At 74.4% G+C, this 14,002-nt stretch carries 14 protein-coding genes; 10 read left to right on the top strand and 4 right to left on the bottom strand.

Features of this window, described 5'->3' with window-relative positions; genetic code table 11:
• Positions 1-93: 93 nt before the first annotated feature.
• From RM844_RS02910 to RM844_RS02895, 4 genes are all read left to right on the top strand, one after another.
• Positions 94-915 carry a DsbA family protein gene (locus RM844_RS02910; protein WP_311664389.1) on the top strand — a complete coding sequence of 274 codons (822 nt, stop codon included), beginning with the start codon at positions 94-96 and terminating at the stop codon, positions 913-915.
• 325 nt (positions 916-1,240) lie between these two features.
• The gene (locus RM844_RS02905) at positions 1,241-2,332 is read left to right on the top strand and encodes a C40 family peptidase (protein WP_311664387.1); all 1,092 of its coding nucleotides are present in this window, start codon (positions 1,241-1,243) and stop codon (positions 2,330-2,332) included.
• 131 nt (positions 2,333-2,463) lie between these two features.
• On the top strand, positions 2,464-3,804 hold the full coding sequence (locus tag RM844_RS02900; RefSeq protein ID WP_311664385.1) for an IPT/TIG domain-containing protein: 1,341 nt from the start codon (positions 2,464-2,466) through the stop codon (positions 3,802-3,804).
• Between the two features lie 35 nt (positions 3,805-3,839).
• A complete protein-coding gene (locus RM844_RS02895; RefSeq protein ID WP_311664383.1) occupies positions 3,840-4,385 on the top strand; it encodes a DoxX family membrane protein in 546 nt (181 codons plus the stop codon).
• Here RM844_RS02895 and RM844_RS02890 read toward each other — a convergent pair.
• A complete protein-coding gene (locus RM844_RS02890; protein WP_311664381.1) occupies positions 4,378-4,686 on the bottom strand; it encodes a hypothetical protein in 309 nt (102 codons plus the stop codon). The two genes, RM844_RS02895 and RM844_RS02890, sit on opposite strands and share 8 nt — an antisense overlap.
• Positions 4,683-6,065, bottom strand: coding sequence for a PspC domain-containing protein (locus tag RM844_RS02885; protein ID WP_311664379.1), 1,383 nt, complete (start codon positions 6,063-6,065; stop codon positions 4,683-4,685). The genes RM844_RS02890 and RM844_RS02885 overlap by 4 nt, the downstream gene beginning before the upstream one ends.
• Positions 6,066-6,189: 124 nt before the next feature.
• On the opposite strand from RM844_RS02885, the gene RM844_RS02880 reads away from it, so the two are divergent.
• The 5 genes from RM844_RS02880 to RM844_RS02860 all read left to right on the top strand — a co-directional run bounded on the left by RM844_RS02880 (position 6,190) and on the right by RM844_RS02860 (position 10,345).
• Positions 6,190-7,458, top strand: coding sequence for a PspC domain-containing protein (locus RM844_RS02880; protein WP_311664376.1), 1,269 nt, complete (start codon positions 6,190-6,192; stop codon positions 7,456-7,458).
• Positions 7,455-8,135: a response regulator transcription factor gene (locus RM844_RS02875; RefSeq protein WP_311664374.1), complete on the top strand. Its 681-nt coding sequence runs from the start codon at positions 7,455-7,457 to the stop codon at positions 8,133-8,135. The genes RM844_RS02880 and RM844_RS02875 overlap by 4 nt, the downstream gene beginning before the upstream one ends.
• Before the next feature lie 91 nt (positions 8,136-8,226).
• Entirely contained in the window at positions 8,227-8,583 is a 357-nt protein-coding gene (locus RM844_RS02870; RefSeq protein WP_311664372.1) for a potassium channel family protein, read from the top strand.
• A 68-nt stretch (positions 8,584-8,651) separates the two neighbouring features.
• The gene (locus tag RM844_RS02865) at positions 8,652-9,335 is read left to right on the top strand and encodes a hypothetical protein (RefSeq protein ID WP_311664370.1); all 684 of its coding nucleotides are present in this window, start codon (positions 8,652-8,654) and stop codon (positions 9,333-9,335) included.
• Positions 9,323-10,345 (top strand): hypothetical protein, encoded by a 1,023-nt coding sequence (locus RM844_RS02860; RefSeq protein WP_311664368.1) that lies wholly within the window; start codon positions 9,323-9,325, stop codon positions 10,343-10,345. The genes RM844_RS02865 and RM844_RS02860 overlap by 13 nt, the downstream gene beginning before the upstream one ends.
• Before the next feature lie 24 nt (positions 10,346-10,369).
• Here the strand turns inward: RM844_RS02860 and RM844_RS02855 are convergent, their stop codons facing one another.
• Both RM844_RS02855 and guaA read right to left on the bottom strand, forming a co-directional pair.
• Positions 10,370-10,978: a Uma2 family endonuclease gene (locus RM844_RS02855; protein WP_311664366.1), complete on the bottom strand. Its 609-nt coding sequence runs from the start codon at positions 10,976-10,978 to the stop codon at positions 10,370-10,372.
• Between the two features lie 131 nt (positions 10,979-11,109).
• The gene (guaA, locus tag RM844_RS02850; RefSeq protein WP_311664364.1) at positions 11,110-12,687 is read right to left on the bottom strand and encodes a glutamine-hydrolyzing GMP synthase; all 1,578 of its coding nucleotides are present in this window, start codon (positions 12,685-12,687) and stop codon (positions 11,110-11,112) included.
• A 381-nt stretch (positions 12,688-13,068) separates the two neighbouring features.
• On the opposite strand from guaA, the gene RM844_RS02845 reads away from it, so the two are divergent.
• Positions 13,069-13,410, top strand: a complete 342-nt coding sequence (locus RM844_RS02845; protein WP_311664362.1) for a chorismate mutase — start codon at positions 13,069-13,071, stop codon at positions 13,408-13,410.
• Positions 13,411-14,002: the final 592 nt, after the last annotated feature.

The raw sequence follows: 14,002 nt of genomic DNA, 5'->3' as shown, positions 1-14,002 counted from the left end.
CTGGCTGGACGGTGGGGCTCACCCCTGGGGCGCCCGGCGCGGGCGCCCCGGGGCGGGCCCGCCGCCTCCCGCTGGGCACCCTAGGCTGGGGGCATGCCCGTCTCCCGGTCCCGCAAGCCGAAGCCGAACCGCCGCCCGAAGGGTGGCCGCCAGCGGCCCGCCGCCGGCGCGGGGCGGGCGGCCGGCGCGGGGCGCTCGCGGCGGCCGCTGGTGGTCGCGGTGGCCATCGCGGTGGTGCTGTTCCTGCTGGTCGGCACGGTCTCCGCGCTGCTGGCCGGCGGCGGGGACGACGGCGCGGACGACGCGGTGGGGGACGGCCAGGAGACGGTGGTCCCGCTGCCCGACGACCATCCGGCGCTCCAGCTGGCGCGCCGGGACGCGGACGATCCGCTGGCGGTCGGGGCGGTGGACGCCCCGGTGGTGATGATCGAGTACGCCGACTTCCAGTGCGCCTTCTGCGGCACCCACGCCAGGGACACCTACCAGCGGCTGCTGGCCGAGTACGTCGACCAGGGCGTGCTGCGGATGGAGTTCCGCAACTTCCCGATCAACGGCCCCGAGTCGGACGCGGCGGCGCGGGCCGCCTGGGCGGCCGGGCGGCAGGGCCGGTTCTGGGAGTTCTACCAGGCGGCGTTCGCCGAGGAGTTCCACCTGAACAGCGGCCGGTTCACCGAGGACGGGCTGCGGGTGCTGGCCGCCGAGGCCGGGGTGCCGGACGTGGAGCTGCTGCTGACCGACATGGAGTCGGCGGAGGCCGGGGAGGCGGTGGGGGCGGACGCCGAGGAGGCGATGGACCTGGGCATCGCCACGCCGCCGGCCTTCCTGCTCAACGGCCACCCGATCGAGGGCGCCCGGCCGTTCGAGGAGTTCGCCACCGTGATCGACCAGCTGGCCGAGGCCGAAGGGGACGCCTGACCCGGGCGGCCGGCGGGTGGCCGGCCGACGGACCAGATCCAGCCGACTCCCGGGGCCGGCCGGGCGCGGCACCGCGCCGGCGCACGGTGGGGCATGACGGCGCGCGGGCGCCCGCTCCGCCGGTGGGCATCGTGGCACGCCCCGGGTCCGGTACGCGGCGCGGCCCGCCCACCACCACGCCAAGTGAACACGCAGGGTCCCAAAGTGAGAGCGAACGGTAGTCACGGCTGACCGTTTCGATCAACTCGTGTCAGCTCCGGCCGTTTGCCGCCAATGCCGGTCAGAAGGCGGTTGGGACGGTCCACCGGGTCTAGCGTCCTGCCTCATGGCTGAGCATCGAAGGCGCCGTTGGCGGCGTACCACCTACCGAAAACCCTGGTTGTCGGGCCGCCGATCCTCGCTACGGGTCGCCGCCGGCCTCACGCTGGCCGGCGCGGCCACCGCCGGCGCGCTGGACACCCCGGCGCTGGCCGATCCGGAGCCCACGCTCGCCGAGGTCGAGGAGCGGGTGGACGCGCTGCACCACGAGGCCGCCCAGGCCACCGAGGCGTTCAACGCGGCCACCGAGACGGCCGAGGAGGCCGAGGCCGAGCTGGCCGAGCTGTCCGACCGCGCGGCCCGGCGCACCGCCGAGCTGAACGACGCGCGCAACGCCCTCGGCGCGCACGCCAGCGCCAGCTACCGGGCCGGCGGGATGCCCGCCGGGCTGGCGCTCGCGCTCTCCAGCGACCCGGACGAGTTCCTCCGCCGGGCCGACGTGCTCAACCGCACCGGCGACCGGCAGTCCCAGCGGGTCCGGGAGATCGGCGACAAGCTGCGCGAGTTGGAGCAGCTGCGGGACGAGGCCGACGAGCGGGCCGAGGAGTACGCGGAGGCGACCGAGGAGGCCGACCGGCAGCGCCTGGTGGTCGAGGAGCGGCTCGCCGAGGCCGAGGAGCTGCTGGCCACCCGCACCGAGGAGGAACGCGCGCGGGTGCTCGCCGAGGAGTCCGACGAGGTCGCCCCGGTCCGGGCCGCCAGGGACGAGCCCAGGGCCGCCGAGGCGGCCGAGACCGCCCCCGCGCCCACGGCCAGGGCGGCGACCGCGGTGGGCTTCGCGACGGCCCAGCTGGGCAAGCCCTACGGCTGGGGCGCCACCGGCCCCGACGCCTTCGACTGCTCGGGCCTGACCCAGGCCGCCTGGGGCGCGGCCGGCGTCTCGCTGCCCCGCACCAGCTACGCCCAGGCCGGCGCCGGCGTCCGCGTCTCCCGATCCGAACTCGCCCCCGGCGACCTGGTGTTCTACTACGCGGACAACAGCCATGTGGCGCTCTACATCGGCAACGGCCAGATCGTGCACGCCGCCAGGTCGGGAACGCCCGTCCGGCTGGCCGACGTTGACTCGATGCCGTTCAACGGCGCGACCCGCCCCGCCTGATGGCCGGCCGGTAGGGCAGAATCTCTAGCCCTGCCCAGGACATCGTGGAGCGTCGATCCGTGGCCCACCGGTGCGGCGATGGCGTCCGGCCACGCCCCCGGGCCACCGGGCCAGGGGGAAGAGGGAGCAGCGTGGCCGAGGAGCCGTCAAGCGATGCCGCGCCGGTCGCGCCGCACGAGTCGAAGGCGCCGGTCGCGCCGGAAGCGGCGGGGGCCGCGCCCCCGCCCGCGCACGGCACCGACTGCGCCTGCGGCGACTGCCCCGCCTCGACCCGGGCCGCGCTGCGCCGGGCCGAGACCGCCTTGGCCGAGCTGCGGGACACGCTGGCCGCCGGCGACGGGATTCCGCCGGCCCTGGCGCACTCCCCCGAGGCGGCCGGGCAGTGGATCTCGGACGAACTGACCGAGGCGGCCCGGGAGGTCGAGGCCCGGACGCTGGCCTGCGCCAGGTTCCGGCTGGCCGCGCTGGCCGACCGGACGCTGCTGGTGCTGTGGGCCGGGGTGGCGCTGCTGCTGCTCGGGCAGGTGGTGACCGCGCTGTTCGGCGCCGCCGGCTGGACGCTGGCCAGGACCACGGCGCTGCTGGCCGCCGGCGTGCTCGCCGGCCTGCTGACGCTGGCCGGCCGGGCGCACCGGGAGCGCGGCGGGCTGCTGGCCCCGCTGATCGGCGAGGACAACCGGCTCTCCACCTCCCGCGCGGTGGCCGTCGGTTGGCTGGCGCTGGCCGGCTACGCGGTGCTGATGCTGGCGGGCACGCTGGCCGGCACCGGCGACCGGGCCGCGCGCGAGGCGCTGCTCGACGGGCTGACACCGGCGAGTTCCGGCGGGCTGCTCGCGGCGGTGGCCGTCGCCTGCGCGGTGACGGTCTGGGTGCGGCACACGGTGGCCACCCGGGTGCGTGGCTTCCGGATGCAGAAGGTCAGGGCCAGCGCCCCGCACCCGGCCGACCTGTTGACCGACGACGGCGGCCGGGGCAGCTTCGCCGACGTGCAGTACCTGCTGGTCAACGCCGCTGCGTTGGTGCTGGTCGGGGTGCGGCTGGCGCGGGCGCCCGAGGCGGCGCCCAACCTGCCGTGGGGGGTGGCGCTGCTGGTCGTCGTCTCCGCCCTGACCTACCTGGCCGCGAAGTACACCGAGGGCGCGCGGCCGGTGATCCAGTCGGTGGTGCGGGTCCGCGAGCCGGGCACGGTGGTGGCACCGATCCGGCAGGGCGACGAGCTGGAGATCCGCGGCTCCGGCTTCGTGCCGCCCGGCGCCGAGTCCGCGCACCGGCTGGCCGACACCGTGGTGCGGATCGGCGGCCTGACGGTGCCGGTGCCGCTGGTCCCGACCCGCGGTGGCTACGCGGCGCCGAACGACGCCAGGTTGGTGGTGCGGGTGCCCGCCGAGGTGGAGCCGGGACCGGTCGAGGTGCGGGTGATCACCGCCGCTGGCACGGAGTCTGGCCGGTACCGCGTCACGGTGGCAGACTGACCGTCTCTGAAACCGTGACGAAAGGGCGTCGGCCCATGTCGGTAACGGACCCGTTGGGCGGTCACTCCCCGGCCACCGGCGGTCCCGGGAGCGCCCGGGATCTCGCCGCGCGCTGGGCGATGCTTCCGCTCCGCCTGTTCCTCGGCTTCACCTTCCTGTACGCGGGCGTCGACAAGTACGTCGACGGCGGCCCGTTCAGCGCCGTGATGAACACGGACACCATGGAGTTGATGCTGACGGCGTCCCGGGACAACGCGGCCGTGCCCTGGTTGGTCGACCGGGCGCTGGACGCCCCGGAGTTGATGGGACACGGGACCGCGATCGCGGAGATCGTGCTGGGCGCCGCGTTGCTGCTGGGGCTCTTCACCCGGTGGGCGGCGGCGCTGAGCGCGCTGCTGGCGCTGTCGTTCTGGCTGACCGTGTCCTGGTCGAGCGACCCGTACTACTTCGGCGCCGACCTGCCGCTGGTCTTCGGCTTCGTCACCCTGGCGCTGGCCGGCGGCGGCCCCGGCACGCTCGACGGCCTGCTCCGCTCCCGGCCGTGGTTCCTGCCGCAGCGCAACCGGCGGCTGTTCAGCTAGCCCCCTCGCCCGGCCCCCCGGCCCCCTCGTCCCCGGGGGGCCCGGCCGGGCCGCGCGAGCCCGTGCGGCGCACCGTCATCGCGATGACCGCGACCACGGCGGCCAGCAGCAGCGCCGCCGGCAGCATGGTGAACCGCGCCCCGACCGGCAGCTCCGTCTCCCCCGTCGCGTGCAGGATGAACAGGGCCGCGATCGGCAGCAGGCACAGGCCGAGCACCAGCCTGGCCGGCTCGAACCGGTGCCGGCGCAGCACCCGCTGCCCGCCGGGCCCACCGTCCTGCGCGTGTCCGAACCGACTCATGGCTGTGGCTCCTCCGCCGCTCGTTCCACCTGGACATGACCCACGCCCAACTCCACCCGCAGCTCGATCCGCGGCTGTTCGGCCGCTTCCTCGCCCTCCTCCGTGGCCGGCACCACCGCCGGGTACTCCAGGACTCGTTCCTCGCCGAGGCCGCCCCAGGAGTCCTGGTTGTCGTGCTGGCTGAGGCCGCGCAACGGCTGGTAGGTGAACGCGCCGACGCCGATCCCGACCCGGACCGTCAGGTCCACGTCGTACGGCACCAGCACCGTGACCTGCCCGGCGCCGGCCTCCACCTCGGTGACCAGCTCGTCGCCGGGCGCCACCTCGACCGCGGTGAGGTCCAACTGCGCGGCGCCGCTGCCCAGCTGGTAGCTGTCCCGGACCAGCTCGACGCCGCCGGGCCGCCAGTCGTGGCTCTCCCAGGTGGTGGTGATGTTCTCCGGCAGCATGGAGGCGCCGGCCAGCATGACCCCGGTCAGCAGCACGGCCGTGATGGTGCCCAGCCCGAGCCGGCCGGCGAACGCGCTGACCAGCAGCCCGATCCCGTAGACCGCGAGCGCCGAGGCCAGCCCGATCTGCAGCACCGGCCCCAGCGGGAGGCTGGTCCAGGCGGCGGAGACGCCGATCGCGAAGGCGAGGGCGGCCAGCAGGAAGAGCAGCCCACCCAGCCGGAACTCCCGCGGCTCCGGCCGCCGCACCGGCGGCTGCGGCCGCCCGGCCGCCGGCGGCCAGGGCGGCTGGCCGGCCGGCGGCCCCGGCGAGTGGTGGCCGTCCTCGGCGTGCGCCGGCCCCCACAGGTAGCCGACGGCCGGCGTGCCGCCGCGCCACCACGAGGGGCTGCTCGGCGCCGGCGGCGGCTGCGCCTCCGGCGGCGCCTCGGCCACCGCCTGCGCCGCGGCCCGATGCGTCGGCACGCCCTCCGGTGTGGTGGTCTCGGCCGACCGCCGGTACCTCGACCAGTAGGCGGCGGCGCCCAGCGCGGCCAGCACCAGGACCGCGAACCAGGTGGTCGGTCCCCGGTTGCCCAGCGAGGCGAGCAGCAGGCCGAGCCCGGCGACCACGAAGAGCAGCGCCGTCAGCCCCGGCCCCTCCACCCGGCCGGAGAGCAGCTGGCGCCCCTCGTTCTCCTCCTGGTCCTCGAACGGGGTGATCAGCCAGGCGATGCCGTACACGATCAGGCCGAGGCCGCCCAGCACCGACAGGACGACCAGCGGCACCCGGAAGATCACCGGGTCCATCTGGTAGTAGCGGCCGAAGCCGCCGCAGACGCCGCCGATCACCTTGTGCCGGCGGCTGCGGCGCAGCGGCGCCTCGCCCGGTGGCGACGGCGGCGGGCCCGGCGCGGTGGCGGCACCCGACAGTCCTCGGTCGTCGGTCATGGACCCATCCTTCCCTCCGACCGGCGCCGGACGGAATCCGGGGAGCCCCCGAACCGATCCCTGACGTCGCTCTCCGGGGCACCCCTGATGCACCGCGCCCGCCGCTCGTGTGACGATGCGGGGCATGACGATGGCCACGCCCTACGGCGGCGCCGGGGACGAGCCACCGGTCCGCAAGCTCTACCGCAGCGCGGACGGACGCTGGTTGGGCGGGGTGGCCCAGGGGCTGGCCGGCCACCTGAGCGTCCCGGTCTCCTGGGTCCGGGTGATCCTGCTGGTGCTCTTCTCCGCCAACGGCCTCGGTGTGCTGCTGTACGCCGTCTTCTGGTTCGTGGTGCCGCTGGGCGCCCCACAGGCCGCTCCGGCCGCGCCGGCCCGCCGCCGGCAGCCGCTGCTGCGCCGGCCCGACAAGCAGTCGTTGATCGCCGCCCTGGTGCTGGCGATCGCGCTCTTCGCCTTCGCCACCAGCGTGCAGTACCCGATCTCCAGCCGCTACCTGTGGCCGCTGCTGATCATCGGCGTGGGCGCCGCCGTGGTCTGGCGGCAGGCGGACAACTCCCGGCGGGCCGCCTGGGCCGAGGCCACCAAGAAGAGCGGCTGGCTGCCGCTGCTGCGCAGCGCGGCCGGCGCGGTGCTGGTCGGGATGGGCGTCACCAGCTTCGTGCTGGGCCAGGGCCCGGCCGCCCGGGAGAGCCTGGGCGTCGCGCTCCAGGCCTCGGTGGCCGTGGTGGTGGGCATCGCGCTGCTCGCCGGGCCCTACCTGGTGCGGATCATGCAGGACCTGTCGGAGGAGCGCACGATGCGCATCCGCGCCCAGGAGCGCGCCGAGGTCGCCGCCCACGTGCACGACTCGGTGCTGCACACCCTGACCCTGATCCAGCGGAACGCGGAGAACGGCCGCGAGGTGGCCAGGCTGGCCCGCGCGCAGGAGCGGGAGCTGCGCGTCTGGCTCTACCGCTCGGCGGAGACCGGCGGCCAGCAGCAGGTGGAGGAGGACGAGCCCAAGACCCTGGCCGAGGCGGTGCGCACCACCGCGGCCTCCGTCGAGGACCACCACGGGGTGCAGATCGAGGTGGTCTGCGTCGGCGACTGCCCGCTGGACGAGCCGCTGGGGGCCACCGTACAGGCGGCGCGTGAGGCCATGGTGAACGCGGCCAAGTACGGTGGGGACGGCGGCCCCATCCGGGTGTTCGCCGAGGTCGAGGGCCGCACCGTGTTCGTCTCGGTGCGGGACCGCGGCCCCGGCTTCGACCCGGACACGGTGCCGGCGGACCGGATGGGCGTGCGCGAGTCCATCATGGGACGGATGCGGCGCAACGGCGGCAGCGCCCGGGTACGGTCCACACCAGGCGAGGGGACAGAGGTGGAACTGACGATGGAGCGATCCGAATGAACCGGTCACCGGAGGAACGACGGGCCCGGGTGGTCCTGGTCGACGACCACCGGATGTTCCGGGCCGGGGTCCAGGCGGAGATCGGCCGCACCGAGGAGACCGGCGTCGAGGTGGTCGGCGAGGCCGGCGACGTCGACCAGGCGATCACCGTGATCAAGGCCGCCAAGCCGGACGTGGTGTTGCTCGACGTGCACCTGCCGGGCGGCGGTGGCGTCGAGGTGCTGCGCCGCGGCACCGAGCTGATGTCGGCCGGGCAGCAGCCGGTGCGCTTCCTCGCCCTGTCGGTCTCCGACGCGGCGGAGGACGTGATCGGCGTGATCCGCGGCGGCGCCCGCGGCTACGTCACCAAGACCATCACCGGCACCGACCTGGTGGACGCGATCTTCCGCGTCTCGGACGGCGACGCGGTCTTCTCGCCCCGGCTGGCCGGCTTCGTGCTGGACGCCTTCGCCTCCTCGGAGGCCCCGCCGGTGGACGAGGACCTGGACCGGCTGACCCAGCGCGAACGCGAGGTGCTGCGGCTGATCGCCCGCGGCTACGCGTACAAGGAGGTCGGCAAGGAGCTGTTCATCTCCGTGAAGACGGTGGAGAGCCACGTCTCCGCGGTGCTCCGCAAGCTCCAGCTCTCCAACCGCCACGAGCTCACCCGCTGGGCCACCGCCCGCCGCCTGGTCTGACGACCGGGGCGGGCGGCCCGAACGTCAGCCCTCGCGCGGCGGCGCCGCGTCGCTGCCCGCCGGGCGGGTGGCGGTGCCCAAGACTGGGGCCGTGTTCGGATTCGTGGTACTCGCGGCGGCGCTGGCCACCGCGGGACGAGCGGCCTGGCGCCAGCCCTCGTTCCGCGGCGCCGCGCTCTCCCTCCTGACGGTGCTGGCGACCGGCACGGTCTTCTACCAGGTGCACGAGCGCTGGTCACTGCTGGACTCGCTGTACTTCGCGGTGACCACCGGCCTGACCATCGGCTACGGCGACCTCGCCCCCACCACCACCCTCTCCCGGGTCTTCACCATGCTCTACGCGGCCAGCGCGGTCAGCCTCTTCGCCATGGTCGGCGGGCTGCTGGCCCGCATCGGCCTGACCCAGCGCCAGTCCCGACGCGGCGGCAGACCACCCGAATCCCCCTGACCGTCCGACACCCCGCTGGTACCGTGTGACGGAAAGTCAACACACGTGTTCGCAAAGGGGAGTTCCAGATGCTCCGGCCCCACGCCCGCGCCGCATGGACGGCCGCAGCGGCCGCCGTGCTCCTCCTGACCACCGCCTGCGGCGGCGACTCCGACAGCACCGCGGACGACCGGATCCCCGGCGTTGACGAGGAGACCACCGGCCGGGACCCCGAGCCGGACCCCACCCCGGAGGACCCGGCCGAGACGGCCGCCCCGGAGGACCACGAGATCGAACTCCCCGCCGACGTCGAGCTGGTCTTCGACTGGGAAACCCCCGAAGACCCCGACGAGGCGGCGGCCCTTGAGGGCGCGGCGGACTACCTGCGCGCCATCGCCCACAGCGTGGTCGCCCAGGACCCGGAGAGCGGGATGTTCCGGGGACATTCGAACGGCGGAGCCCAGAGCTACGCCGAGGAGCAGGTCCAGGCCTGGGTGGACAACGGCTGGACCATGCATGGCACCGACCGGTACTACGACGCGTCCACCGAGGCCGCGGACGGCAGCTCGAACATTCGCGTGCGGTTCTGTGGCGACAGCTCCGAAATGATCGGTAAGGAGGTGGCGACCGGCGAGCCGCTGTCGGCGGATCAGCAACTCGCGGAGTCCCTCTACCACTACGACATGATCCTCACCGAGGCTCCGGGCGTTGCGGGCTTCTGGCAGGTCAACGGAGTCGCGGTGACCGCGGACGAGGCGACGTGCGGCGGTTAGGCCAGGCTGCCTGGCTGACACCACCGCTGGTCCTGTTACTGGCCGGCGCGGCGGCGGCTGACCCGATCGGGCGTGCCGGCGGCGGGCTGGACGAGCAGGATCTGTCCGCCACGGCCGCGGCGAATCCCGAGACCATCGTCTTCGACGAGCGCCGCAACGGCGACGGCGGGCCGCTGACCACCACCTCACGCAACTGGTCCCCGCCCCCGTGCTGGTACGCCCCTTCCTGGTCCCCCGAACAGTTACGGGACCTGGCCGAGGACTCCTGGGACCCCAGCGAGCAGACGGGACACGCGGCCGCCGCCCTGGGCTGGATGTGGAACCACTACGAAGGTGGCGATCCCTACACCGACTTCAACGCCGAGGAAGCCGAGAACGGCATGTGGTGGGGCCCGGTCGAGAATCCCAACGAACCCGATCCACTCCTGCGGATGGACTGCTCGGAGATCCCCTTCTGGGTGGAGACCGGCGTCGTGCCGGACGTGGAGCGGGCGTTGTCGCCCGCGGTGTTGGCCGAGTTGGCCTACGAGCGGATCCGGGTGCCGGACACCGAGGTCGCGTTGAGCCCGCCCGAGGCGGCCGGGCAGGTCGTCAACCTGCCGACCTGGGTGTGGGCCGAGGCCGGGGACTACGCCCCGGTGGCGGTGACGGCGACGCTCACCAGCTGGGACCTCTCGGCGACCACCACCGCGACGCCGACCGCCCTGCGGATCGAGCCGGGCACGCCGGACGCCGAGACCCACCCGGCCTCCGGTGACTGTCCCATCGCCGCCGACGGCTCGGTCGGCGCCCCGTTCGTCCCGGGGGTCGACGAGGACACCACCCCGCCCTGTGGGCTGACCTACCTGCGGGCGACAGCCGGCGGCGCCAGCTATCCGCTGACCGCGAGCATTACCTGGACCATCACCTGGGAGGGCTCGGACGGCTCGGGCGGCACCCTGCCGGACGCCACCTTCGCCACCACCCACGACGTCCAGGTCAACGAGATCCAGTCGGTCGTCCGCCCGTGATAGGGCATCGGCGGCCGGCTTCGCTCACATGCGATCGATCTCGGTCAGGTCCAGATCGATGCGGTAGGGCTCGTCCGCCTTCAACCAGCCCTGGTAGACCCCGGTCGGGGAGTACCAGGCGGTGCGAGGGTCCCGCTCGAAGGTGTAGACGACGGGGTGATCGTCCGGGCCTGCCATCTCCACGCGCCAGAAGTGCGGGATACCGGCCCGGGCGTACTTCAGTGGCTTGGTCTCGCGGTCCCGCTCCGCGGACTCCGGCGAGACCACCTCGACCGCCAGCAGCACGTCCTTCGCCTGGTAGCGCGTCTGTCGACGGTTGTGCACCGCGTCAGCTCGTACCACGATCACGTCGGGCTCAGGCGCCGTCTGCTCGGTCAGCACCACGGTCATCTCCCGCTTGACGCGCAGCCCCTCGGGAGCCGTCTGGCGCAGCCCGGCGGCGATGAGGTCGACGGCCAGGGAGTGGAAGTCCCGCCGCGGACTCAGGAAGACGAGGCTCCCGTCGATCAGCTCGGTGTGCGGCGGGAGGTTGGGCAGCCGATCGAGGTCATCGACGGTGTGACCCCCGGGCGGCGGCACCGGCCGGACGGGGTTGGCGTGCCGCGGATCGGGGGCGGTCACGATTCCTCCCATAGCCGGAAGTCTCCCCCACCCGACGACGAACCTGCGGGCCGACGGCCTCGGCGCCACCCGAACGAGCAGTGAGCCGAGGCACGTTGACGACTGGAGTCCTCAGCGATCCGCTCGGTGGGGTCCCCCGGCCGTCACTCCCACTCGATGGTGCCCGGGGGCTTGCTGGTGATGTCCAGGGTGACGCGGTTGATGTCGCGGACCTCGTTGGTGATGCGGGTGGAGATGCGGGCCAGCAGGTCGTAGGGGAGGCGGGACCAGTCGGCGGTCATCGCGTCCTCGGAGGTGACGGGGCGGAGCACCACGGGGTGGCCGTAGGTGCGGCCGTCGCCCTGGACGCCGACGCTGCGCACGTCGGCGAGGAGCACCACCGGGCACTGCCAGATCTCGCGGTCCAGGCCGGCGGCGGTCAGCTCCTCGCGGACGATGGCGTCGGCCTCGCGGAGCAGGTCGAGCCGTTCGCGGGTGACCTCGCCGATGATCCGGATGCCGAGCCCGGGGCCGGGGAACGGCTGGCGCTGGACGATCACGTCCGGCAGGCCCAGCTCGCGGCCCACCATCCGGACCTCGTCCTTGAACAGCTGCCGGAGCGGCTCGATGAGTTCGAACTCGATGTCGTCGGGGAGCCCGCCCACGTTGTGGTGCGACTTGATGTTGGCGGTGCCGGTGCCGCCGCCGGACTCGACGACGTCCGGGTAGAGGGTGCCCTGCACCAGGAACGCGATGTCCTCGCCGGCCGCGCCGGCCTCGGCGAGCAGCTCGGCCTGGGCCTGCTCGAAGACCCGGATGAACTCGCGGCCGATGATCTTGCGCTTGGTCTCCGGGTCGGAGACCCCCTGGAGCGCGGAGAGGAAGCGCTCGGAGGCGTCCACCATCCGCAGTGTGGCGCCGGTGGCGGCCACGAAGTCCTTCTCGACCTGCGCCGACTCGTCCTTGCGCATCAGCCCGTGGTCCACGTAGACGCAGGTGAGCTGGTCGCCGATGGCGCGGTTGACCAGGGCGGCGGCGACCGCCGAGTCGACCCCGCCGGAGAGCGCGCAGATGGCCCGCTTGTTGCCGACCCGGGCGCGGATCGCCGCGACCTGCTCCTCGACGATGCTGCCGGTGGTCCAGCTCGGGGCGATCCCGGCGCCCCGGTAGAGGAAGTGCTCCAGCACCTGCTGCCCGTGGGTGGAGTGCAGCACCTCGGGGTGGTGCTGGACGCCGTAGAGCCGCCGCTCGTCGTTCTCGAAGGCGGCGACCGGCACGGTGTCGGTGGCGGCGGTGACCCGGAAGCCCTCCGGCGCGGCCGAGCAGGCGTCGCCGTGCGACATCCAGACCTGCTGGGTCTCGGGGGTGCCCTCGAAGAGGGTGGAGTCGGGCCGGCTGACGGTCAGCTCGGTGCGGCCGTACTCGCGGGCACCGGTGTTGTCGACGGTGCCGCCGAGGGCCTGGGCCATCAGCTGGAAGCCGTAGCACATCCCGAAGACGGGGACGCCAGCCGTGAAGATCGCCGGGTCCATGCCGGGGGCGTCCGCCGCGTAGACGGAGGACGGGCCGCCGGAGAGGATGATCGCGCTGGGCCGCTTCGCCAGGATCTCGTCCACCGGCATGGTGGACGGCACGATCTCGCTGTAGACCCGGGCCTCCCGGACCCGACGGGCGATGAGCTGGGCGTACTGCGCGCCGAAATCGACGACCAGAACGGTGTCCTGGGGGACCACGTCTGCCACGGAACTGCCTTTCGTGCCTACCCGGCCTGCTGCCTGTCGGCGGAGTTGGTGCGAGGAGTGCGCGGGACGCACCCGAGGTGCGGGATGTGCGGGCTGCTTCGGTGTCGTCGAGTCTACCGGCGGCGGGCGCGGCGCCGGCCCGGCCGCCCGGCGGCCGGGGGGTGGCTGGCATACTGGGCCCATGCCACAGCGGCGACCCGACTTCTTCTTTACCTATGGCACCGGTCCGGCCGGAGGTCATGGGGATGGTCGCGCGCGACACTGACAAGCACTCCCCCCGACGCCCCGGGTCCCGGATCATCCGGCCCGGGGCGTCGTGGCGTTCGGGGTCGGTTGCCGGTTCACCGGGGACGTCTCGACCGTTTCCCGAGGAGCGAAACCATGAACCAGGCCGTGAACAGCGAAGAGCGCGCCGCCCGGCGCCGACCGTCCGCGTCGCCCGCCGGCCGTGAGGTGACCAAGGTCACCGAGCCGGCCGACCCGGCGGCGGTGATCGCCGGGGCGCGTGCGGAGATCGACGCCCTGGACACGGAGATCGTGCGCCTGGTGCGACACCGGATGACCCTGTCGGCCCGGGTGCAGCACGCCCGGATGGCGAGCGGCGGCCGCCGCGTCCAGCTGGCCAGGGAGAACGAGGTGCTGCGCCGGTGGCGGGCGGAGCTGGGGGTGCCGGGGACCACCCTGGCCATGACCCTGCTGGAACTCTGCCGGGGGCGGATCTGACCGGCGGCTGGGCGCGCGGGCCGGGGCACACGGGCCGGGCGCGCGCCGGTGCCGCGGGCCGCCGGGGACGAGCGGGGGCGGGCGGGCGCCGGCCGGCGGGGCGCCGCCTCCGCGCGCCGGGAGCCGGGCGCGCACCGTGGCGCGCCGGGTGCGTGCCACCGCGCGCGGTCCGGCCGAACCGGGGGACGAGCCGTCACCCGTACGGAGCGTGACCGGGTGCCGAGGGCTTCGTTGAAGGTGGTGTCCCCGGGGCGATGAGGCGCGGTGGTCCTCGCGGTGTGGCGGGGAGCCCGCGCCGTGGGACCTCGCTCCGGTGCGGTGGCCGGGCAGCAGGGGACAGCAGGCCGGTCACGCCTAACGGCCGGTTCTCGGGACGCCGAGGACCGGCCGCCCGGGCTCATGTGGCACTTCCGTCCCCGCCGAGCACGCGGGGCGGACCAGGAACGTTGGCGAGGCCACGGCACACCCCCTCCAGTGGTCAAGCCAGCGGCAGCGGCGCCTACCCCCCGGGTGCCGCGCCCAGCACCGGCGCCGCCCTGTCGCCGTGCTGACCCGGGGGCCCCCGCCCGGGGGCCGGGGCCCCCCAACGGTT

It is taken from the genome of Streptomyces chisholmiae (genome assembly GCF_031845445.1).
In the GTDB taxonomy this organism is placed as follows: domain Bacteria; phylum Actinomycetota; class Actinomycetes; order Streptomycetales; family Streptomycetaceae; genus Streptomyces; species Streptomyces chisholmiae.
This window is presented reverse-complemented; position numbering and strand designations above follow the sequence as displayed.

What these genes read in the sequence shown, in the direction of transcription:
- RM844_RS02880 (WP_311664376.1), top strand. Translation starts at nt 6,190, where the DNA reads ATGACGATGGCCACGCCCTACGGCGGCGCCGGGGACGAGCCACCGGTC.
- RM844_RS02890 (WP_311664381.1), bottom strand. Translation starts at nt 4,686, where the DNA reads ATGAGTCGGTTCGGACACGCGCAGGACGGTGGGCCCGGCGGGCAGCGG.
- RM844_RS02855 (WP_311664366.1), bottom strand. Translation starts at nt 10,978, where the DNA reads ATGGGAGGAATCGTGACCGCCCCCGATCCGCGGCACGCCAACCCCGTC.
- RM844_RS02885 (WP_311664379.1), bottom strand. Translation starts at nt 6,065, where the DNA reads ATGACCGACGACCGAGGACTGTCGGGTGCCGCCACCGCGCCGGGCCCG.
- RM844_RS02845 (WP_311664362.1), top strand. Translation starts at nt 13,069, where the DNA reads ATGAACCAGGCCGTGAACAGCGAAGAGCGCGCCGCCCGGCGCCGACCG.
- RM844_RS02865 (WP_311664370.1), top strand. Translation starts at nt 8,652, where the DNA reads ATGCTCCGGCCCCACGCCCGCGCCGCATGGACGGCCGCAGCGGCCGCC.
- RM844_RS02875 (WP_311664374.1), top strand. Translation starts at nt 7,455, where the DNA reads ATGAACCGGTCACCGGAGGAACGACGGGCCCGGGTGGTCCTGGTCGAC.
- RM844_RS02895 (WP_311664383.1), top strand. Translation starts at nt 3,840, where the DNA reads ATGTCGGTAACGGACCCGTTGGGCGGTCACTCCCCGGCCACCGGCGGT.
- RM844_RS02905 (WP_311664387.1), top strand. Translation starts at nt 1,241, where the DNA reads ATGGCTGAGCATCGAAGGCGCCGTTGGCGGCGTACCACCTACCGAAAA.
- RM844_RS02910 (WP_311664389.1), top strand. Translation starts at nt 94, where the DNA reads ATGCCCGTCTCCCGGTCCCGCAAGCCGAAGCCGAACCGCCGCCCGAAG.